Here is a 22,955-nt window from a genome sequence, read left to right as displayed (position 1 = left end):
GTGTCTGAAAACTCCGAAGGAAGCAGATTTTGAGCCACGACCTAACTCAGGAGGTACAGATGATGTATAACGTTATGATCGTAGAGGATAGCAAACCAATATTACGTAATATCAAAATGCTCTTGGAAACGCTGAGCTTCCCGATTCGTGTAGCGGCTACCGCAACAAATGGGGAAGAAGCTTTGGCGGGGATAAAGCAAGAATCCATTGATCTGCTGTTGACCGATATTCGAATGCCCAAAATGGATGGTCTGTCCCTGATTGAGCAAGCCAAGCTTGCCAACCCGGATCTGAAGGTCATTCTAATTAGTGGGTACAGCGATTTTGAATACACAAGAAAAGCATTGAACCTGCAAGTGTTTGACTATTTGTTAAAACCTGTCGAGCAAGAGGCGCTTGAAGAAGTTATGGGTCGGGTCATTGAGCAACTCAATCAACAGATATCCAAGGACCTGCTGGATCTGCAAGAAATCATTCATCCCCATTGTGAGAATACGCCGAAACAGGGGGAGTATTTTCCGCCCTTATTCAGCCAGATGATGATGATCATGAGCAAACAACCCTTCACCTCTGGGCATAAACGATGGGGGCGGGCGGAGCTTGAGGCTATCATGCAGGATTTTTTTACATCCTACGCATGTCGTGTGTACACAAGTCAAACCCCGTATCAATATGTCGTTTTCGTCAACAAAAGTGCACTGGACTTGTACTCTTCTGTACATGAATGTCTCGAATCGTTGCGACGACATTTGGTTGCGCATGACATCGATGCGATCATTGGAGGACAACTTCTATTCGCTGAGTCTGGTAATCTGCCTGAGCTTTATCACCGCATGTCGTCCATTGTGTCTGAGCAGCAACGGTTGAAACAAGGAATAGTGTTAGATACCGGGAATCCGGTGTCGATGGCCAGATCCGAGACAGGCTGTCTGGATTCGGTGTTGGAATCTGCTTTTGTACAGATGATACAGGCCCGGCAAAAAGAACGGTTTGCTCTTAAGCTATCTGAATTGTTGAATCGATGGGCAGAGGAAAATGTACATATGACCGAGGTGGAGCGGTTTATCGGATTGGTCGTAGACACCTTCGCGCATCTGTACGAGGAACAGGGGTCGGGCATGAGATTGGGGCTGGAGCTTCGGTCAAGACAATTCGCTCAGGCACAGTCCTATACGGATTTTTGCCGGGAACTGACGGAATGGACGGGACAATGTTTCGATATGCTGCAATCCCACGTTCGAAAAAGCAAGGCGATCCTGTTCGAGCAGATTGACGATTATGTAAAACTTAATAAGTACTCTCCATTGTCTATCAACGACATCGCCATAAAGTTTCACGTCAGCCCGTCCTATGTCAGCAGAGTGATCAAAAATGAAACACAAATTACGTTTGTTCAGTATTACACCCAGCTTCGCATTCAGGAAGCCTGCAGACTGTTGGAAAGCCAACCGGACATGAAGTTTAAGGAAGTATCCGATTTGCTGTCGTTTAGCGATCAACACTATTTCTCGAAGGTGTTCAAAGAGTATACGGGGCTAAGTCCTACGGAATATAAACAACAGATGCTTGGTATAAAGAACCAATCCTAGCTAACAAACCCTTTTTATTTATGCTATAATACGAAACAAATACGGCTTGTTACTGAATTCATTCAGGCAATACCTATGTATATATACGCTCAACGTTTCTTTGGGTGTGTACATATATGGGTTTTTTTGCGTTTACTTGCCGGTTGATTCTACTAAAAATGAATACAGAGAGGAAGATTCACTTTGGAAAAAGAGAAGAAAAAAAGATCATTTTATAAGAAAGGGGGAGCCAGTTTACAATTAATGAGTACTCGACTGATTGCAGCTTTCCTTGCGGTACTTATTATCCCAACTGCACTTATTGGTTATTTCTCGTATCATAGTGCCAAAGACCAAGTGCAACAAAAAATGACAGATCCCATCAATACAATTTTGACAATGACAGGACAGCATATTAACAATCTGGTAGGGGAAAAAGCAGAAATGTTGAGTTATATAGACAGTATGTATGGTTCCCTTCCCAGTCAGGCAAATAACGAAGTGGTACAAGTAGGAATTGACCAATTAGCTGATACATATCCTGATATTCTTGCTATAACTGTGGGTAACGACCAAGGTGATTTCATATCATCTCCAGCAATAGAGGATGCAACATATGATCCACGCAGCACAGAATGGTATACCAATGGTGAAAGTAAGAATGGATCACTCTATTTTTCGAGTATTATGAAAGATCCGGTATCCGGGAAGATTTATGTAGAAATTTCAAAGGCTCTTTCAAATCAACAAGGTGTAGCAAATATTAAACTTGATCTGGAGCAATTAGCAAAAGAAATATCAGTTGTGGATGTAGGAGGCAATGGGAGCCTGATTGTAGTTGACTCCAATCGAACAATCGCAGCTTGGTCCGGTGCCATTGTAAAAGGTGGGGGAGGAGAGCTCGGCGGAGCGCTTATCGAGGGGATTCCAGTTCATCCGAATACGGCTTCAAGTTCCAATGAACCGATGGCATTTTCCCAATTTGTTAGAACGGATCTGGCGTATGACTTGGAGGTATATAACGGTGTTAATGCTTTGACGGGGTGGAATGTCATTGCTTTGATGGGCCATGAAGACTTCATCGCCGCAGCGAAACCCATCATGGTATCGAGTCTAACCGTCATTGCTGTATCTGTATTAATTGCCGGAGTTATTATTTTCTTCATTCTGAGATCGTTTATTGTACCCATGCAAAAACTGCGAAAGGCCACTCGCAGCGTAAGCGAAGGGAATCTGTCCGAACGGGTTAATCTCAAAACCGAAAACGAATTTGGTATATTGGCCAATGATTTTGACCAGATGACTATCTCACTTCAATCGGTGGTTGCCGAACTTCATCAGACGTCATCGTTGTTAAGTCACTCTTCCCAGATGATTCAGGAGAGTACAGAACAAACTACCCAATCGGTTCAACATGTGGCGGAAACCATGCACCAGACTGCGGAATCAGCTATGGTTGGGGCGGAAAATTCGGAACAAACCGCGAATGCCGTAGAAGAGATGGCGAGAGGCATCAGTACAATTGCAGAATCTGCGAGTGCCATCGTTGATTCGGCTGAAGAGACGGAGCGCGCTGTTGCTAATGGCGGGAAAACCATTAACCAGGTCGGTGAACAAATGGAACATATTCTCGGAGCTGTTGAAGAAACCTCGGCATTGATTAATGAGCTGTCCAGTCTATCCGCAGAAGCGAATCGAATGAATGAAGCGATTGCGGATATCTCACGGCAAACCAACCTTCTATCACTGAATGCCTCTATTGAAGCATCAAGAGCGGGAGAACACGGTAAAGGTTTTGCTGTCGTTGCTGGTGAAGTGCGCACGTTATCCATGCAATCCAAACAAAGTGCGGACGACATTGGCGCTACTATTGGCAAAATGCTCGATCTGATTGCGAAATCGACGTCCCTTATGAATGATAAAGTTCGCAATCAAGTTGGTGAGGGAATGCGAATTAGCCTAGAAGCTTCTGCAACCATATCGAACATTGAACAATATACAACTCATATCGTGGATCAAATTCAGGATATATCCGCTGTCTCCGAACAGTTGTCAGCCAGTACGGAAGAGGTCTCGGCTACCGTTGCCTCGATGAGTCACATCTCTAAAGTGTCGGCTGATAGCGCTCAGACAACTTCAGCAGCAGCCCAAGAGCAAATGGCAGCAATGGAGGAAATATCCGCATCTTCTGCACAGCTATCCAAAACAGCAGAGAATATGCAAGCACTGGTTCGCCGGTTTAAGCTCTAGAGTAGAGGTAAGTAAGCGTGAAACGAAACGTGTTAAGCAAAAGGCGTTCCCCAAAGGGAGCGTCTTTTTGCGCTTAGCTAAGAAAGAGGAGTAAGCATGTGATCACTTGAGCACTCATCCTCAACATATCCTTTCTAGCATTTCGGATGAAACGGGTTTGCAGATAATAGAGGTAGGATAATGCAATAATTCAGTGAATTTGTATAGGAAGAGATCTGATAAAATGAATGAAAAGCTGGGAGGTAAAGCCATGAAAAAGCCTATGATCGGTGTACTGCCTTTAGTTGATACTGACAGAAAAAGTTACTGGATGCTTCCAGATTATATGAACGCAATTGAGGAAGCCGGCGGGATTCCAATTATGCTGCCTTTGACAACGGATGCCGAGATCATTGCAACGTTGGCTAATGCGTTCGATGGGTTCCTGTTCACCGGGGGACATGATCTCAATCCTAAATTATATCATGAACAGACAGAGGATACGTGCGGGGAGTTATGTATTGAACGCGATATGATGGAGTCGATATTATTACAAAAGGTAATGGAGCTAGATAAACCTGCGTTTGGCATATGCCGTGGATTACAGCTATTTAACGTTATTTTGGGTGGTACGTTGTATCAAGATATTCCGACCAGCCTTCAACTTCATGGGAACAAAATCGTTAATCATAAGCAAAGTCCGCCGTATACGAATCTCGTACATGATGTACATATTGAGAAAAATAATATCCTATTCGATATTTTGCAAACAGATACGATAAAAGTAAACAGCTATCACCATCAGGGGATCAAGATGTTATCGGATAAATTAACGGCCGTGGCAGTCGCTGAAGATGGACTCGTCGAATCCGTGGTCATGCCGAACCGTTCATTTGTTTTGGCTGTGCAGTGGCATCCAGAGTACAGCTACAAAGTAGATGACTATAGTCAAAAGTTATTTGCGGCGTTCGTTAATGCCTCTATAACCCCGAGATGTAATATGCATATTGAAGACATTACCGCATAAAATGCGGGGAAGAAAAAAGACCTCCTGTTAATAAAAACAAAGGAGGTCTTTGTATTGGTGATGTAGTCACAATGAGTAGTCGTGCTATGACTAGTACCATTGTTGTGGAATGATTATTTTAATCCAGGCTTGGTGTTGGCATGCTCTTCAGCGTGAAGGGAAGCGATTAGCTTCTCGCCTTCAACATCCAGGTTTGGCAGGATGCGATCCAGCCATTTTGGAAGTGCCCAAGCTTTGTCTCCGAAGATCGCCATGATGGCAGGGACCAAGCCCATACGGATGATGAAAGCATCGATTAGGATGCCCACCGCCAAGGTAAAACCAATCTGCTTAATCATGACATCATCGGTGAAGATAAATCCTGCAAATACAGAGACCATAATCACTGCTGCGGCAACGACCACGCGACTGACCTGATTGTACCCATGAACGACGGATTCGGTGCCGCGATGACCGTGAACATATGATTCCCGCATGGAGCTAACCAGGAAGACTTGATAGTCCATCGCGAGGCCATACAAAATACCTGTGACGATGATTGGCATAAAGCTTAGCAACGGTCCGCCGGTATCGAAACCAAAGAGTGAATGCAACCAGCCCCATTGGAATACAGCTGTTGTAATCCCGAATGTAGCCAGGATACTAAGCAGGAAGCCAATCGTTGCTTTGATGGGAACGATGATCGAACGGAATACGAGTAACAGGATGATCAGCGACAACAGGATGATAATGCCTACATAAATAGGGAATACCTGCGCGAGTTTGGCAGACATATCAATGTTAACTGCCGTAAGACCCGTAACCCCAAGCTTCACATCATAGGTCTGTGCGATACTCGAATCAGCCGAGCGCAGATCACTGACCAGTGTTTTAGTGAGCGCATCGTTAGGACCCGTTTTTGGAATGAGACTAAAGATCGCCAAATCTTCTGTCATCCCAAGCGGTGTAACCTGTGCAACGTTGTTTTGACCTTGCAGTTCCATCACCAGACCACCCAAGAGTTCCGGCGTAACTTTTGCAGAAGATTGATTAGGCTCTGCGACCAGAATAAGTGGTCCGTTGAATCCTTCTCCGAAGCCTTCTGATATAGCATCATAGCTCTGTCTTGCATCTGTATCAAGATTCGCTGAGGAAGCACCAGGGATACCCATTTCCATTTTCGAGATAGGTATCGCCGCAAAACCTAGAATAACGATGATGGCGATAATGGTAGCCCAACGATTCTTGATAACGAATTTCACCCATCTATCCGCTACTCCGTGGCTAGCGGCTTTAGGATGTTTCGTGCTTTTCTCACGAGCTTTGGCGGAACAGATGCGTTCGCCTACCAATCCCAGTAAAGCCGGCAACAGGGTTAAAGCAACGAATACGTTGATGAGCACGGTGGCAGCTGCGACCAAAGCCATCGTAGATAAGAATGTCAGACCAATGACGAGCATACCGCACAATGCAATAATGACGGTTAATCCGGCAAAAAATACTGCGCTACCCGATGTGCCAATGGCTCTTGCCGTTGCTTCTTTTGCGCTCAAGCCTTGATCAATAATCATTCGACGCTGGCGATTGACAATGAAGAGCGCATAGTCGATTCCGACAGCCAATCCAACCATAAGAGCCAGAACGGAAGTGACACTAGGCATTTCAATGAATTTGGAGATTGAGAATGCTCCACCTACCCCGATCGCAACACCCAATAGTGCAGTGATCAAAGGCAGACCTGCTGCAACGACGGAGCCAAGTGTGATCAGCAATACGACTACAGCAATGACCAGTCCAACAATCTCTGCGGAGCCGACCCCAATCGATACGGCTTTAAGCGTTTCACCTGGCAAGACTGTAATGTTGGTTCCTTGCTCTACCGTCATAACGGATTGAATCACAGAATCAAATACATCCTGCGTGATGGCAGACTGCTCGATTGTAAATTGGAACTGGAATAGTGCAATACTGCCGTCTGAAGAGATCAACATACCAGGTACAGGAATACCATCCACCATCAAAGGTCCATAGGGAGGAGGTGTGGCTGTTGCGGATTGAGCTGCACCCGCAGACTGAGCATTCTGAGCCATCTCTGCTGAAGCCCCTGAATTACTCGCTTCAGCTGCATAATCCGCAGGGTTAAGGACTTTGTCTAATGCGTAAACTTCATTAACACCTTTCATCATGGCAGCCAAACGTTCAGGCGTATCCAAACGCTCGTTGTCCGGTGCCTTGAACACAACACTTCCTTGACCGCCGGAGGCGGCAGGCAGTTCTTTGGCCAATTGATCCAGAACCTTCTGCGACTCGGTGCCTTCAATCTTCATTTCAGAACTGATGTGAATACCATTGATACTGATCATGGAGATGACAATTCCCAGAACTAATACCCAGCCAATGATAAAGTAGGCAGGTTTGCTAAAAGCGGTTTTCCCCACTCTGTATAATAATGTAGACATTTATCTATTTTACACTCCCTCTATGATGAATGTGGATGGTTGGCATGTTCAAATCCTGCCCGCAAATGACTAAACGTCGTTTCCAAAAATTGATCGAAGGTGATAGCACCGGGCTTGGCATCTTCAGTAATGACTTGTCCGGGCAGCAACACATTGAGTCTTCCATCAATTAATGGCAGTATCGTTCCATATAGTGCATTAATCAGAAGATAAGTATAGATCTCGTCATACTTCCCGTTGGATAAGTCTAATAAGGTATCTTGTGCCTGCGTTTGCATCCGGTGCATGGCTCCGAGGTAATGAGGTTCAAGCACTGGATAGGTCTTGGATAGCGAGAGCAGCTGATGAAGCCTTCCAATTAGCTCTGTTGTAAGTTGCATCTGGATCAGGTCATACAGTACGTCTAGCAAGGAAGCATTATCAGGCATTTTGGTAAGTAACTCTTCGAGTTCCGTTGTATTCTGAACGGATATTGCGCCTCTTGCTACGGCTTCTTCTTTACATGTGAAGTAGTTAGCAAATGTTCTACGTGAACAACCCACCTGATGCACGATATCTTCGACCGTAAAGCCATCAAGCCCATGTTCAAGAGTCAGTTCAAATGCAGCACCGGCAAGGGCTTTTTCCGTTGCTTCTTTCTTCAAATGTCGCAAGTTTCGTTTAATCATTATTTCCGCTTATGCGTGCACCTCCAGCACCAATAACTATGGTTAAAGTAGTTTAATGAAGAACATACTCGTAAGCATAAGTATGCACTCAGTGAGATTCATCATAACAACAAGTTGCTCATTGTGCAAATTTACTCATTGAGCAATTATTTTGTATGGCGGTCATGCTGCGAATCCACGCTTCAACTTCTAAGGAATGAATGTTAAAATCAATAGAAAAACTTGGGGCGATAACGAGACATGAGTAGCCGTAAACAAAGTTTATTGGAGACAGCACTTGCACTTTTTTTAGAGCATAGCTATGCAAATACAACAATCCAGATGATCCTTGATCAATCGGGTGTATCCAAAGGCACATTCTACAAATTCTTCAGTTCCAAAGAGGATTGTTTATATTCGATTATAAATCAACGCATGCAAGAGGATGTTTTCATTCGCAAACAACTTGAACAGAATCACTATACATCGGATTATGACTTGCTCGTAGACCAGATTGCGATTCCTATGTCTGTACCTAATAAAGAGCGAGTATGGGAATTATATTGGACGGGATTTTATTCTGGGGAGATTAACTCAGCCAAACTGGCTACAGTTCACCTCAAATGGCTGTCTACACGCTTGATTCAGGTGTACGGGAACGACATTAGCTTATATGCCAACGAAGGGGCCATATTGTGCTACGGCATATTACATCAGATTGCCAACACTTCGAGAAGTCTGAATACGCAAAAGCCAGTATGGAGCGAAGTTGTTCCAAAAGTATTAACGTACATTGAATTGATCCTGCGAACTATGCATCAGAGAAATGAACACATTTTCGACTTTCAGTCTCTCTATTTCCTGAACGCCGATGAGCGTAACCATGATATGGGTCTGGACATCGATAAACTATTGAAAGATTTTGATGATTTCAACAAGCGTGTTCAAAAATCCGAGGAATCTGCTTCATTGAAGCAACTCTCGAAGGGGCTTTTAACGCTATTACAAGATAAAGAGGATATAAATATTCCTGTGATCGAAGCGGTACTTCAAGCGTTTCACAAAGAGTACAAGTCCGGTACATTTCAAACCGAAGCCAACAGAGTGACCGAGGCCTGTTGGTTGTATTTAGAAATGGTGAAGTAACGTAATTAATATGGGGGTTGGCTCAAAGCCACCCTCTTTTTTATGCTTATCGTAATTGTTGTTATCTCAATATACTAATAATGTACTTATAGTATATTTATAATCATTGTTATAACAGTTGTTTTGTAATGTGAAACTATGAAATTTGAAATGAAATATACGAGTAGTATATAATCGAAATGCACATATATTTCCATAGATTCGAATAACTTCACTTCGAAAGGAAGATTTATATGACTCATTCGGATAACCAGACATCAGAAAAAGCGCAATTTAATTTGTTTAGTGAAGAAAATAGTAAAGATCCATTTGCCATGTTTGCGCAGATGCGTGCCAAAGGCTCCGTTGTCCCTATTCCTAATCCGATGGGTGGAGAAGGGCAAACCTGGATTGTAACTCGGATGGACGTCGCCATGGAAGTGTTGAAAGATCATGCTCGATTTACGGTCGATATGAGCTCTATCGATCGTGGTAATGACATTCGAAAGAATCTCTCAGGCGAGCTTGCTTCATCGGAACCTCAGACCTTTTTTACCGGAAAGTCGATGCTCTTTGTTGATGAACCGGATCACCGAAGATTGCGTAGCCTAGTGTCCAAAGCATTCACTCCAAGATATATGGAGAGCCTGCGTCCACGTGTTCAGGAAATTGCCGATGAGTTGATTGACCAATTCGAAGGAAAAGGGGAGATGGATCTTGTAAAAGACTATGCCTATCCTTTCCCAATTAACGTTATTTCTGAGATGTTGGGTATACCGCAGGAAGACCGACCTCAGATTCATGTATGGTCTGAAGCGATTGCGAAGGGTCTTGGTTTCGGTAAACAGGACCCGGCAGTAGCACAGCACCTGCGATCATTCGCAGAGTACACCGCACAACTTGTGGCGAACAAACGAGTAGAGCCTTCAGATGACCTTATCAGTCAATTAATTGCGATTGAGGAGGAGGGTGACCGATTGAATGAAGATGAATTAATATCCATGATCACCTTATTAATATTTGCTGGACATGAGACAACATCCAACCTGATTGCAACCGGCTCGTATCTTCTTCTGACACATCCCGAACAACTGGGACACCTTAAACAAGATCCAAATCTGGTTCCTTCTGCGGTGGAGGAGTTGTTACGATATAATGGCCCCGCCACTTCTTCAGGTCCTCGTTATGCAACGCGGGACACGGAACTGGGTGGACAATTGATCGAAAAGGGAGATGTTGTGATACCCCTATTGAAATCAGCGAATCGAGACGAGCAGCAGTTCACTGACCCCGAAGAGTTGGATATCGAACGAAAAATAAAACGGCATTTGGCCTTTGGACACGGCATCCATATGTGTCTTGGCGCTCCACTTGCTCGTGTAGAAGGGGACGTGGCGTTTACTACGCTTCTACGTCGGCTACCGGATATTCAGCTCAGTATTCCTCAGGAAGAGATTCATTGGCACTCTGCTTTGTCATCACAGGGATTGGCATCGTTGCCTGTAAAATTTTAATAGATGAACTTAGTTTGACCCACTGGAGTATGACGGATTTTCGTCATACTCTTTATTTGTAATGATGATAGAATGGAATGGATAGATCTCAGTCGTGTCATTGATCAATGATTAAAAGCAAGTACATAATTTTTGTTCTGGAGGTAAACGATATGAATAAAGATGAACAATTCATGCATAAAGCCATTGAGATTGCTCTGCAAGCTCGCAAAGAAGGAAACGAACCATTCGGGGCTATTCTGTCCTGAAGTAACAGGGCGATTACTGGGCGCAGAAGGGTTAAGAGTTTTCGAAGGATATCAATTTCATTCCTAGTCGTGTTTAGGACAAAAAAAATTTTTTTTGATAATTGCTTGATTTTTTTTTCAACGTCTGATAGTGTAAGACCTGTGATTTTGGGAAGTTGATTTATCAATATGAATTAGAGCTTTCCAGCAGATAATTTTTGACCACTTCACCAGGAAGTTAAGGCCATACGGACAGCCGGGTCAAACGCCGATTGGCAACTTACGTTGCTTTATTGATTGAGTTCAAAGCTCAAATTTTATAAGTTGGTTACTTTACAACCAGTGCAATTGCACATCAACTTGTGAAACGGTCAATAAGAGTGGTAAAGGCGAATTATTTGCTATATAGACTCTGATCCAATATTGATATACATGAAGGAGCTTTCCGCCAAGGAGTTCTTGTGAACTTTTTTGGTCATGGAGACTTCACGTCTTTTTTAGGATGTATATCGATAAGCAAGTGTGATGATGCGCGATTGCGAGCATTTTTCACCTTGCTTTTTTTGTTGTCTTGTTGTTGTCACCGTATTAAACCAAATTAAACCAATTAAAAAAATACATATTGGGATAGGAGAATGTAAAATGGGAAAAGCACTAATCATCGGCGCCGGCGGCGTTGCTTCCGTGGCAGTACACAAATGCGTTCAAAACAGCGAAGTTTTTGAGGAAATCTGCATCGCGAGTCGTACAAAATCCAAATGTGATGAACTCAAAGCCAAGCTGGACGGCGGAAAAACAAAAATTACGACAGCACAAGTAGATGCTGATAATGTTGACGAATTGATCGCTCTGATCAACGAAGTTAAACCGGATATCGTGATGAACCTTGCTTTGCCGTATCAAGATCTGACCATCATGGATGCTTGTCTTGCAACTAAAACGAATTACATGGACACAGCGAACTATGAGCCACATGATACAGCGAAGTTCGAATACAGCTGGCAATGGGATTACAAAGAGCGTTTTGAACAAGCAGGCATCACTGCATTGCTCGGAAGTGGATTTGACCCAGGCGTGACTGGCGTATTCTCCGCTTATGCCCTCAAGCACTACTTCGACGAAATTGAGTACATCGACATTTTGGACTGCAATGGCGGCGACCACGGCTATCCGTTCGCAACCAACTTCAACCCTGAGATCAACATTCGCGAAGTATCTGCGAACGGAAGATACTGGGAGAATGGTGAATGGATCGAAACAAAACCGATGGAGATCAAACGTGTCTACGACTTCAAAGAAGTTGGCGAGAAAGACATGTACCTGTTGTACCATGAGGAACTGGAATCTTTGGCAAAAAACATGCCAGGTCTGAAACGTATCCGTTTCTTCATGACATTTGGTCAAAGCTACCTGACTCACTTGAAAGCTCTTGAAAATGTAGGCATGACTTCAATCGAGCCTATCGAATATGAAGGCAAACAAATTATCCCACTGCAATTCCTGAAAGCAGTTCTGCCGGATCCAGCATCCCTTGGACCACGTACTGTGGGTAAAACGAACATCGGTTGTATTTTCAAAGGCAAAAAAGATGGTCAAGACAAAACATATTATGTTTACAATATCTGTGATCACCAAGAGTGCTACAAAGAAGTGGGTTCCCAAGCGATCTCTTACACAACAGGCGTTCCAGCTATGATTGGTGCGGCAATGGTCATGACAGGCAAATGGAACAAACCAGGTGTTTATAATGTAGAAGAGTTCAACCCGGATCCATTCATGGAAGAGTTGAACAAATGGGGCCTCCCATGGGTAGAAGACTTCAACCCGGTACTCGTTGATGAGCTGCCAGAAGAAGTTAAAGAATCGGAGCTTGTTCGTTAAAATGCGGTTCGAGCAATTACCGACACCATGTTTTGTTGTTGACGAGGCGCTTATCGAGAAAAACCTGAAAATCCTGAACGGTGTTATGCAACGTACAGGTGCCAAAATCGTGCTCGCTCAAAAAGCATTCTCCATGACTGCGATGTATCCGCTGATTGGAGAATACCTGAGCGGTGCTACGGCGAGCGGTCTGTATGAAGCGCGTCTGGGCCATGAGGAAATGGGCAAAGAGAATCATGTCTTTGCTCCGGCATACCGCGCAGAAGAGATCGACGAGATTATCTCCATCTGCGACCACATTATTTTCAACTCATTTTCACAGCTTGCAAAATTCAAGGATAAGGCGCTTCAGGCAGGCCGTAAGGTTGGCTTACGCGTCAACCCTGAGTGCTCTACCCAAGAAGGACATGAGATCTACGATCCGTGTTCTCCGGGTTCGCGTTTTGGCGCGAAACTGGAGGATTTCGATGAAGAGATGTTGGAAGGTGTCTCTGGACTGCACTTCCACACACTGTGTCAGCAAAATTCCGACGATCTGGAGACTACGTTGAACGCGGTTGTTGAGAAGTTCGGACAATGGTTGCCACAAATGGAATGGATCAACTTCGGTGGTGGACACCATATCACGCGTGAAGATTATGATATTCCAAGATTGGAAGCTTGCATCAAGCGTATGCAGAATGATTATGGCCTGGAAGTATATCTGGAGCCGGGAGAAGCTGTTGCACTGAACGCGGGTTATCTGGTGACTTCAGTGCTGGACTTCCATAAGAACGGTATGGACATCGCCATTCTGGATACTTCAGCTACGTGTCATATGCCAGATGTGTTGGAAATGCCATATCGCCCGCCGCTGATTGGTTCGGGAGAAGTGGGAGAGAAGGCTCATCTGTATCGTCTTGGTGGACAAACCTGTTTGTCTGGTGACGTGATTGGGGATTATTCGTTCGATCAGCCTTTGCAAGAAGGCGACCGTCTGGTATTCGAGGACATGGCGATTTACTCCATGGTGAAAACCAATACGTTTAATGGCATGCCACTTCCAGCGATTGCTGTTAAGAGAAAAGACGGCGATTGCGAAGTTGTCCGCGAATTCGGATATCAGGATTTCAAAATGAGGCTGGCATAAGCTTTCATTATATAGAAGGTATTAATATAGAATTGTTATAAAAAAGAAGGGAGCCTGGAGACAGGTTCCCTTTTTAACGTCCAATGATGTTTTAATGATTAGATGTAGTGATGTTTATCATTGATGACTATCAGTAAGGTTAGATGATGTCTAACGCTATTCAGGTGACTTGGTTTAACTTCAGCTTAGGGTTAATTTTGTGGTTTAGAGGCAGCTCTCGCTGCGTACGGAAAAATCGGTTCTCTGAGTTCAAAGTCATACGTCAACCCATCCACAATGCCGACTACACTCTCACTGTCATACAACTCCAGCAAAAAACCAGCCATTTGTTCCGCCGTATGGAATTTGGGAACTCTGCCCTCATATTCAAACTCCTCTACATTAAAGGAATGTTTCGCAAATTCCGTCTCCGTTGCAGCCGGTGCGAGCACTTTGGCTTGCATTGCTGCGTTCTTGCCTTTTAACTCTTGCGCAAGTCCTTCCGTAAAGGCACTTACATAGAACTTGGTTGCACAGTAGGTTACTGCATCGGCTACAATTGTATATCCCCCACCAGAGGAAATATTAATGATCTGTGTGCCATCGACATCTGCATAATCACGTACATACAGGGAAGAAAGAATCGTGAGAGCTTCTATATTCAGATGAAGCATCTGCTCGATCTTAGGCAGATGTTGCTCACCTACGGAAGCAAAATTTCCGAATCCCGCATTGTTAATCCATGTCTCAATGGAATAAGCCTGAAGACTTTCATAGAATTCATGTACATTAGCGGCAATGGACAGATCAACTGTACGAATGACAACATCCAGAGCAGGATTGATTTCAGCTACTTTCGCTTTTAACTTGTCCAATTCATCGGTTCTGCGTGCTGCCAGGATTATATTTTTGCCACGAGCAGCAAAAGCTAAAGCGGCTTCATATCCGATACCTGAACTGGCACCGGTAATCACTGTGTATTTCATGGGAATTCCTCCTGGATCTGATTTCATTATTTATTGTGATGTGCCCACGAGTTGATTATACTGATTAGAGCTTACTCTAAGTCAAGCTGGAAAATGGAGGGGAGGTTAACCATGCATACCATTGGTGAAGTGGCAGAAATACTCCATATCAGTGCACATACGTTGCGTTATTATGAGAAGGAACAGATTGTAACTCCTCTCCGAGATGCGAGTGGAGGCAGGCGGTACAACGAGTCACACCTGAAGTGGCTACAATTTGTGATCAAATTAAAAGAGACTCAAATGCCCATTGCGATTATTAAGAAATATGCCTCCTTGTTTAAAGAAGGGGAGCATACGGCGGAGGATCGTTTGAAGCTGCTGGAGGAGCATAAAGAGTCGATTCAGAAACAGATGCACATCCTTCACACAGCAGATGAGATGCTTGAGCATAAAATATCGTCGTATCGAACGCTTATCGGACAATGAACTAACACACACAAATGACGATCTATTGCCAAAACAGTGATTTTTATTATAGACTGTTTTTTATCGGTTGTTCATCAAGGGGGAAAAGCAATGCATCAAAACAGAAAACAAAAGTCAAACAAGTTAAAAATCCTCTCCAAAGTATTATTGATTATCATTGGGGGATTTATAACGGCATATGGCCTCGAAGCCATATTGATCCCGAATAATGTCTCGGATGGTGGTGTCACTGGTCTGAGTATCGTAGGATCACAGCTGTTCGGATTACCACTGGGGATGCTCATCGGGATTATTAACATTCCGTTTGTGTGGCTAGGGTACAAGCAAATTGGTAAAAGCTTCGCGTTATATTCGATTATCGGTATTGCTTCACTGGCTATCAGCACCAGTCTGATGCACCATGTACCAACCATCATTGAAGGCGACACCTTGCTCGTTACGGTGGTCGGCGGGATTATCATCGGTTTCGGTATGGGGCTTGCATTGCGTAATGGCGGGGCATTGGACGGCATAGATATGCTGGCTGTACTCCTTTCGCGAAAAGTACCTTTTGGAACCAGTGATCTCATCCTCTTTCTGAACATGTTTGTCTTTATTGTCGTTTCTACCGTATTCGGTCTTCAAGGAGCGATCTTGTCAGGACTTGCGTATTTTATTGCATCCAAAGTAATACATATTGTTGAAGAGGGATTGAGCGGCTCCAAAACGTTTAAAATTATTACGAATCAACCTGAAATCATGGTTGAAACCATTCGTGATCGACTAGGTCGTGGTGCAACGTACACTGAGGCGTACGGTGGCTATTCTAATGAACAATTTAAGGAAATCACTTGTGTCATTAACCGGATGGAAGAGAGTAAAATTAAAGATATCATTCATGAGATTGACCCATCTGCTTTTGTAGTCGTATACGATGTAGCTGAGGTAAGAGGCGGCAATTTCAAAAAGAAGGATATTCACTAAACAAAACGCGCTGGCAGGAGGGAACTCTTGTCAGCGTTTTTTTGTTTTTCCTTGTTTATTACTAATATTTAGCACTTATGCATAAGCAAAGCTTTCTTATGGGAAACTTCTGTAGAGTGATTAAATAGCATGATTTTCTATGGGAGGTTAACTTAGTGACAAAACAGGACCCGCAAGAGCTTTTGAAGCAAAAACATGAGCTGGATGAGCAAAAAAGACAGTTCACTAATTTTTCCCGAAATATCTCAGGTCATGGTGAGGTCGAAGCTGGCCAAGAGTTCAGTGTTGACCGGGTACCAGATGATCAAAACCGTATGAAATCAGTTGAAAACAGACGCGGCGAGGTCTAAAACGTTACAACATAAGCTGATCCTTTATTGGATCGGCTTATTCGTGCGAAGCATTTTATTGATGCGGAAGATATATGATGTAATTGAACACGGGAGAACATATAGATGGTGGTCAATCGTTATAAAAGGTCGTATATTATTACTATGTGGATTGTGGGAGCGAACATGGGCCACATCGCAAAATGATAAACGATTTTACATAAAAGGACGGGAAAAAATGGACTTTAAACCGCTTTCTTCATTTATTGACCGCATTACATCTTGGCGCATTCCGTGGGCTGAGGTGCTGGTGATGCATCGAAATGATACCGTTTTCCATTACCGGAATGGTTACGCCAATCTGGAGGAGAAAACGCCCATTGGCGATGGAGCAATCTTCAATCTATACTCCATGTCCAAAATCATGACCTGCGTGGCAGGCTTGCAATTGGTGGAGAGAGGGGACATGCTGCTAAGTGATCCACTGTCCGATTATCTGCCAGAATATGCTGATATGACGGTGAAGAAAACGATGGCGAACGGAGAAATTCGACTGGAAAAGGCGACAAGAGCCATTACAGTGCGCGATTTGTTCACCATGACTGCCGGGTTCTCCTATGATGTGGGTAGTCCAAGTATTCAGGAAGCTGTAAAAAGCACCAACGGAACATTGCCGACACGAGACTTTGCGAGAGCGCTCGCGAAAGAACCACTGCTGTTTGAACCAGGAACACACTGGAATTATAGCATGTGCCATGATGTGCTGGGAGCATTGGTGGAAGTGGTAAGTGGTAAAAGCTTTGGTACGTATCTACGGGACGAGATCACCGGACCTCTTGGCATGAACGATACAACATTCAATCTGAACGATGAGCAGCAGACGCGCCTGATTCCGCAGTATGCATACAATGATGAGCTTGAAAAGGCAGTACGTCTGGATGGTAATGGATTCCGTGTGGGTACTGAGCTGGAGAGCGGTGGTGCAGGGTTATTATCAACGGTTAGTGATTACGCACGTTTTCTGAACACGCTTACTGGACTTGGTACAAGTCCTGAAGGCGTACGCATTTTGTCACAAGCTTCAGTGGAACTAATGCGAACCGATCATTTGAATGAAATGACTTGTGGGGATTATTCGTGGGATCATATGTATGGATACGGCTATGGATTAGGTGTCCGTACTCATATCTCCAAAGCAGGCAGTGGTTCGCTAAGCCCGCTTGGTGAATTTGGATGGAGTGGTGCTGCTGGGTGTATGGCTATTATTGATCCGGATTCAGAGCTTACGGTCATGTATGCCCAGCATCTGCTGAATAGTCAGGAAGGATATGTTCAACGACGCTTACGCAATGTGATATACTCCTGTCTATAAATTATATCGTTTTCGAATATGGAAGATGAGCCGCTAATCAGCGGCTTTTTTATGTTATATGGATTCATAACGAAAAAATAGATTGTTATATATTTCTTTATTAGAAAGGGTATGTTATCATTCTTAGGAAAATAGTACTAGTAGGAGGATATGCTTATTGAACATAAATCTATATTAATTACATAGTTTGATCAAGAGTACACTCTAGCAAGACCTATTGAAATGTTGAGATTATGCACGATTCAGAATTAGAAATGAGCTTGTAGATGTTTATTTTCAACTCAAAGGAGAGTCATCAATGATACACCCTAAACACAAAGCAAAATGGGCTTCTCTGGCCTTACTTACCTTAATTGGCTATGTTCTGAGCGCATTGCTCTTGTTACCACCCCATGCTGCTGCCAAAGGAGAGCAAATCTCTGCCAAACAACTCGCAAGTATGAGCCGACTTTCATTTACACTTCGTGATGCTAAGCAAACGGCTTACAACGTTTATATTTTCGCTTATGATGAACAGAAGAGCACGTTGGCCGAAGAAAATGGTTGGACCAATAATAAAAAAGGCGACAAGAGTTATTCAGGAACCTATCGCGCAGCCTTGGTGAAAAAAGGAGCAGCATACGGAACCGTCCAAGCAGCAAAACTGGATCTGAATACAATTATTTTGCCTCAAACCTGGAATTTCGTAGTGAAAAGCAAAGGGGCTAGTACACCAGACATGCTGATGATCACCGACTGGGGAACATCAAATATGAATGAAGTCAAAACGTATATTGTTCGTTCCGGTGAACTGCGTCGTGTAACGTATGTGGAGAACAGTGGGAAAAAAATGGGTGACTCGTACTATGCCATCAGGGATGGTGGAATACGTACCCTTTCAGGTGCTCGAGTACAATTTAAAAATTACAACAATGTTCAATTTGTCTATGAATTCAATACGTTTAAGTTGAATGTAAACAAATTGGAATTGCGTTTGGAAGATACGCGCAACCTTCGTACAAGAGATTGGCCGAACTCGGGTGTTGGCGATCGCGCTTACTTGAAAAGCCTGAAAGAATCTGCATTAAAGGGTGTACTGCCAGGCCGAACGGACATCAAGATTGGCATGACGCTTCAAAATGCGCAAAAAAAGCTGGGGAAACCTAATTCTCGTTCAAATGAAGAATGGGGAGCGTTCTATTATTATTCTAAATTCGGCGTTGGATTCGATTCATATATGCATGAGCTTACCAATAAATCACGTATTGCCGTTTTTGATTTGTACAATGAGAAGCAGAATCTTTCACCATGGAATGTGAAAATATGGATGGGTAAGCCTTCCTCAGAATATTACAATGAAGTCGTGGGTGGATATGAGATGGTATACCAATTGGGTAATCATGCCATTGTATTCAATTATGAGGAAGAAGAGGACTTGATTGACTTTACGAGTATATATTAAGGTATACGATCGTAAGAAACGAAAAGTATAACGTATGGGAATTTACACAAAAAGCCGCTGATTAGCGGCTTTTTTTGCTGTCGATCGGATGGATTGCTGTCCATGAGAGTGTTGTCTATTTTATTAAAGTATCATTAGAGCTTTGCACGGAACGTACACGATTGACCAAATAAATGCCGACCGATACGAACAGCAATGCAGCCAGATTCTTCAATTCCAAGATCGTTTCACCGAGGAATAACGCTGATAACAATGCACCAAACACAGGGATAAGAAAGTTGTATACAGACACTCTTCCGACCTTATTGTACTTAAGAAGCATATTCCATAGACAAAATGCAACAGATGACAGCAAGGCCAAATAGATCAAATTACTGGTGGACTCCAGAGTGAAATGAGTGACTCGACCACCGAGTAACAGACCCAACAGTGTAAGGACCAACCCCCCGACGAATAAGCTGACACCTGTGATGATCAGAACATCGATCGTAGCCGTGAGACGTTTTGCGTAAAGGGCTGTAACGGAAAACACAAGTGCTGCTAAAATAATGAAGCCTTCACCTGTAAATGAAAAGGAAAAAGTAAGCAGATCGGTATGAAAATTTACGATAATGACGCCAACGAATCCGAGCAAGCAGCCAACGATTTTATTTCTGCTTAATTTGTCGTTCTTATAGATGAAATGGGCCAGAACAACACTGAAGAAGGTCGTCGTTGCGTTCATAATGGAACCTTTGACACCCGTCGTATTGGCTACGCCAACGTAGAAAAACATATATTGCAAACCTGTTTGCAACACGCCTAACATGATGAGACTTGTCCACTGAGACTTGGACAATTGCAGCTTCTGTTTTCTAACGACACGAGAAAGAAGCAAGAGCAACAAGCCCGCCAATGTAAATCGGTATCCGGCAAATACGTACTTGGACGCAATGTCTTCGGGTAAAATGTTAAATGCGATATATCCAAGTTTGATGGACGGGTATGCACTACCCCATAACAAGCAACAAAGGCTCGCTATAAGCATGACAAAAATGGGATCACTAAATTTACTTGGTTTTTGGTTTTCAAGGGTATTTCTGTCTGTCACTTTCAATCTTCTCCTCGCATTTCTTGCACATATGTATGTACGAATCTAATATCCTCACTGACCATATCACATATCGCTAATATTTGTAATCATAATTAACTCTGTAATATAGCTAAGAAGTCTGAATAAGACGGGAAGAAGCCAGGTTACAGATGAATTTCAATGTACTTTCATGTTTACTTGGAGAAATTTCCAGAATGAAAACGCTTGTCAAATCGAAAATAATATGATAATTTAATGTCTGTAACCGGTTACACATAGAGGAGAGCAACTTATGACAACAATTAAAGATGTAGCTCAACGAGCGGGCGTATCCGTTGCCACCGTTTCTAGAGTCATTAATGATAGAGGTTATGTTCATGCGGATACACGCAAGAAAGTGGAAGATGCTGTGAAGGCGCTTAACTTCTCGCCTAATGAAGTGGCCCGTTCATTATATAAGCGCAAGTCCAAACTGATTGGCCTGTTGTTGCCGGATATTGCGAACCCTTACTTCCCGCAGTTGGCTCGCGGTGTAGAGGACGGGATGCAGGAACAGGATTACAGACTGTTATTTGGAAATAGTGATGAGGATGAACAGAAGGAGCAGGATTACATTCAGACGTTTATCCAGAACAATGTGGTCGGTGTGATCTCTTCAACGAACTATCCTCATTCTTCAATATATGAAAAACTGAAAATTCCCGTTGTGTTTCTGGACAGAACATCACTCGATCGTCCATCCGTGTATGCGGACGGCAGGGAAGGTGGAAGACTAGCTGCAAGGGAGATTATCCAACGCGGCAGTCGCCGGATCACAGTTATGCAGGGACCGTCACAGATCAGACCTGCGCAAGATCGCTTCGAAGGAGCGATTGAAATCATCCGTGATGCAGGGCTAGACTATCACGTCATTCAAACGACCTCATTTTCGATTAACGAGGCAGGGGGATGGGCTGAAGAGTTATTCAGGAAGTATGCGGATACAGATGGGGTGATTGCCAGCAATGACATCGCAGCCATGGCAGTACTGCATGAGGCATCACGAATCGGAAGGAAGGTTCCTGATGATGTACAAGTGATTGGCTTCGATGACATTCCGATGAGCAGCCTGTTATCGCCGGCATTGTCCACCATCCATCAGCCAGCATATGAGATGGGAAGAGAAGCGGCGGGATTACTTATCCAGCTTGTGGAGCAAGTTGCAATAGAGAACAAAAACATACAGTTGCCCGTAAGCTTCATCGAACGGGGCACTACGAGAAAGGTGAGATCAGATGGCTAAAATATGTGTAATTGGAAGCAGTTCAATGGATCTGGTTGTTACTTCGTCAAGACGGCCGGGAGCGGGTGAAACCGTTCTCGGAGACAGCTTCAAAACAGTCCCTGGCGGTAAGGGAGCCAACCAGGCTGTCGCTGCTGCGCGACTGGGGGCCGAGGTTGCGATGATCGGCCGGGTAGGCGACGATGCTTTTGGCAAAGATATTTTAGAGAACTTCAGAACAAATGCTGTAAATACGCAAAATGTGAAACCGGTTACACATTTAGAAAGTGGAACGGCTCATATCATTCTGGCCGAAGGTGATAATAGTATCGTAGTGGTTGAAGCGGCCAATCGCGAAGTCACTCCTGCATATGTCGATGAAGCAGCGGAAGTGATCCGCAATGCAGATATCGTACTGATTCAGCAGGAAATCCCAGAGGAAACTGTTGTTCATGTCAGTGCAATGTGTGCGGAGTTCGGAACACCATTATTGCTTAATCCAGCTCCGGCAAGAAAATTGCCGCAAGGAGTTATTGATAACGCTGCATATATCACACCGAATGAGCATGAAGCTGAGATTTTGTTTCAGGGCATGAGTCCGGCACAGGCATTACGTCAGTATCCAAACAAACTGTTCATCACGGAGGGCAGTAAAGGTGTACGTTACTTTGATGGCACTGAGGAAATTCTAGTCCCAACTTATAAAGTTAAGGCTGTTGATACTACTGGGGCAGGGGATACGTTCAACGCCGCATTTGCAGTTGCTTTGGCTGAAGGCCAACCGTTGCAAGAGAGTATACGCTTCGCCAATCGGGCTGCATCGTTGTCCGTCACCAAGTTCGGAGCGCAGGGCGGCATGCCGACGCGTGATGAAGTAGAGGAGAGCTTGTAATGAAAAGAAATGGTATGTTGAATAGTCACATCTCCAAGATTCTGTCTGATCTGGGCCATACGGACATGATTGCGATTGCGGATGCAGGCCTGCCGGTACCGGATGGGGTACTCAAAATCGATCTGGCACTCAAACTGGGAACACCAAGTTTTCGCGAAGTGGTCGAGGTGATTGCAGAAGATATGGTCATTGAAAAAGTGATTGTTGCGAATGAAATTTGCGAAGGCAATCCCGCAGCTATGCAATTCATTACAGAAAGATTCGGGGAAGCAGCCATTGATGCTTCCGTCAGCCACGAACAATTCAAAGTGTTAACCCGGCAGGTGAAGGCAGTCATCCGCACAGGTGAAGCGACACCCTATGCCAATTGCATTTTACAATCGGGAGTCCATTTCGGGTAAAAGGAG

Annotated in this window: 19 protein-coding genes; 15 read left to right on the top strand and 4 right to left on the bottom strand. The window is 43.9% G+C overall.

Features of this window, described 5'->3' with window-relative positions; genetic code table 11:
- The first annotated feature begins 59 nt into the window (after window positions 1–59).
- From MHH93_RS03645 to MHH93_RS03635, 3 genes are all read left to right on the top strand, one after another.
- Entirely contained in the window at window positions 60–1,589 is a 1,530-nt protein-coding gene (locus MHH93_RS03645; RefSeq protein WP_500052836.1) for a response regulator transcription factor, read from the top strand.
- 243 nt (window positions 1,590–1,832) lie between these two features.
- A complete protein-coding gene (locus tag MHH93_RS03640) occupies window positions 1,833–3,818 on the top strand; it encodes a methyl-accepting chemotaxis protein (RefSeq protein WP_500052835.1) in 1,986 nt (661 codons plus the stop codon).
- Window positions 3,819–4,068: 250 nt separating this feature from the next.
- The gene (locus tag MHH93_RS03635; protein ID WP_500052834.1) at window positions 4,069–4,824 is read left to right on the top strand and encodes a gamma-glutamyl-gamma-aminobutyrate hydrolase family protein; all 756 of its coding nucleotides are present in this window, start codon (window positions 4,069–4,071) and stop codon (window positions 4,822–4,824) included.
- Between the two features lie 113 nt (window positions 4,825–4,937).
- Here the strand turns inward: MHH93_RS03635 and MHH93_RS03630 are convergent, their stop codons facing one another.
- Both MHH93_RS03630 and MHH93_RS03625 read right to left on the bottom strand, forming a co-directional pair.
- Complete coding sequence (locus MHH93_RS03630; protein WP_500052833.1) at window positions 4,938–7,262, bottom strand: MMPL family transporter; 2,325 nt, start codon at window positions 7,260–7,262, stop codon at window positions 4,938–4,940.
- A 20-nt stretch (window positions 7,263–7,282) separates the two neighbouring features.
- Window positions 7,283–7,930, bottom strand: coding sequence for a TetR/AcrR family transcriptional regulator (locus MHH93_RS03625; RefSeq protein ID WP_500052832.1), 648 nt, complete (start codon window positions 7,928–7,930; stop codon window positions 7,283–7,285).
- Between the two features lie 240 nt (window positions 7,931–8,170).
- Here MHH93_RS03625 and MHH93_RS03620 point away from each other — a divergent pair, with 240 nt between their 5' ends.
- The 4 genes from MHH93_RS03620 (at window position 8,171) to nspC (ending at window position 13,785) form a co-directional block, all read left to right on the top strand.
- Window positions 8,171–9,055 carry a TetR/AcrR family transcriptional regulator gene (locus MHH93_RS03620; RefSeq protein WP_500052831.1) on the top strand — a complete coding sequence of 295 codons (885 nt, stop codon included), beginning with the start codon at window positions 8,171–8,173 and terminating at the stop codon, window positions 9,053–9,055.
- A gap of 233 nt (window positions 9,056–9,288) precedes the next feature.
- The gene (locus MHH93_RS03615) at window positions 9,289–10,548 is read left to right on the top strand and encodes a cytochrome P450 family protein (protein ID WP_500052830.1); all 1,260 of its coding nucleotides are present in this window, start codon (window positions 9,289–9,291) and stop codon (window positions 10,546–10,548) included.
- Window positions 10,549–11,417: 869 nt separating this feature from the next.
- On the top strand, window positions 11,418–12,656 hold the full coding sequence (locus tag MHH93_RS03610; RefSeq protein WP_017688530.1) for a saccharopine dehydrogenase family protein: 1,239 nt from the start codon (window positions 11,418–11,420) through the stop codon (window positions 12,654–12,656).
- Window position 12,657: 1 nt separating this feature from the next.
- Window positions 12,658–13,785, top strand: a complete 1,128-nt coding sequence (nspC, locus tag MHH93_RS03605; protein WP_500052829.1) for a carboxynorspermidine decarboxylase — start codon at window positions 12,658–12,660, stop codon at window positions 13,783–13,785.
- 191 nt (window positions 13,786–13,976) lie between these two features.
- Here the strand turns inward: nspC and MHH93_RS03600 are convergent, their stop codons facing one another.
- A complete protein-coding gene (locus MHH93_RS03600; protein WP_500052828.1) occupies window positions 13,977–14,750 on the bottom strand; it encodes an SDR family NAD(P)-dependent oxidoreductase in 774 nt (257 codons plus the stop codon).
- A 111-nt stretch (window positions 14,751–14,861) separates the two neighbouring features.
- On the opposite strand from MHH93_RS03600, the gene MHH93_RS03595 reads away from it, so the two are divergent.
- From MHH93_RS03595 to MHH93_RS03575, 5 genes are all read left to right on the top strand, one after another.
- Window positions 14,862–15,218: a MerR family transcriptional regulator gene (locus MHH93_RS03595; RefSeq protein ID WP_500052827.1), complete on the top strand. Its 357-nt coding sequence runs from the start codon at window positions 14,862–14,864 to the stop codon at window positions 15,216–15,218.
- Between the two features lie 90 nt (window positions 15,219–15,308).
- Window positions 15,309–16,181 carry a YitT family protein gene (locus MHH93_RS03590; protein ID WP_419892429.1) on the top strand — a complete coding sequence of 291 codons (873 nt, stop codon included), beginning with the start codon at window positions 15,309–15,311 and terminating at the stop codon, window positions 16,179–16,181.
- Between the two features lie 155 nt (window positions 16,182–16,336).
- Window positions 16,337–16,531, top strand: a complete 195-nt coding sequence (locus MHH93_RS03585) for a hypothetical protein (protein WP_017688524.1) — start codon at window positions 16,337–16,339, stop codon at window positions 16,529–16,531.
- A gap of 217 nt (window positions 16,532–16,748) precedes the next feature.
- The gene (locus MHH93_RS03580; protein ID WP_500052826.1) at window positions 16,749–17,882 is read left to right on the top strand and encodes a serine hydrolase domain-containing protein; all 1,134 of its coding nucleotides are present in this window, start codon (window positions 16,749–16,751) and stop codon (window positions 17,880–17,882) included.
- A gap of 298 nt (window positions 17,883–18,180) precedes the next feature.
- Entirely contained in the window at window positions 18,181–19,323 is a 1,143-nt protein-coding gene (locus MHH93_RS03575) for a DUF4309 domain-containing protein (RefSeq protein WP_500052825.1), read from the top strand.
- Between the two features lie 115 nt (window positions 19,324–19,438).
- Here MHH93_RS03575 and MHH93_RS03570 read toward each other — a convergent pair whose 3' ends face one another.
- Complete coding sequence (locus MHH93_RS03570; protein ID WP_500052824.1) at window positions 19,439–20,413, bottom strand: DMT family transporter; 975 nt, start codon at window positions 20,411–20,413, stop codon at window positions 19,439–19,441.
- 274 nt (window positions 20,414–20,687) lie between these two features.
- Between MHH93_RS03570 and MHH93_RS03565 the strand changes: the two genes are divergently transcribed.
- From MHH93_RS03565 to rbsD, 3 genes are read left to right on the top strand one after another with little or no spacing between them, the layout of a single operon-like run.
- Window positions 20,688–21,677 (top strand): LacI family DNA-binding transcriptional regulator, encoded by a 990-nt coding sequence (locus MHH93_RS03565; RefSeq protein WP_500052823.1) that lies wholly within the window; start codon window positions 20,688–20,690, stop codon window positions 21,675–21,677.
- Entirely contained in the window at window positions 21,670–22,548 is an 879-nt protein-coding gene (gene rbsK, locus MHH93_RS03560) for a ribokinase (protein ID WP_500052822.1), read from the top strand. The genes MHH93_RS03565 and rbsK overlap by 8 nt, the downstream gene beginning before the upstream one ends.
- Window positions 22,548–22,949, top strand: coding sequence for a D-ribose pyranase (gene rbsD / locus MHH93_RS03555; protein WP_500052821.1), 402 nt, complete (start codon window positions 22,548–22,550; stop codon window positions 22,947–22,949). The genes rbsK and rbsD overlap by 1 nt, the downstream gene beginning before the upstream one ends.
- The last annotated feature ends 6 nt before the right edge of the window (window positions 22,950–22,955 follow it).

Source organism: Priestia sp. FSL H7-0729, from assembly GCF_038005685.1.
Taxonomy (GTDB): Bacteria; Bacillota; Bacilli; order Paenibacillales; family Paenibacillaceae; genus Paenibacillus.
This window is presented reverse-complemented; position numbering and strand designations above follow the sequence as displayed.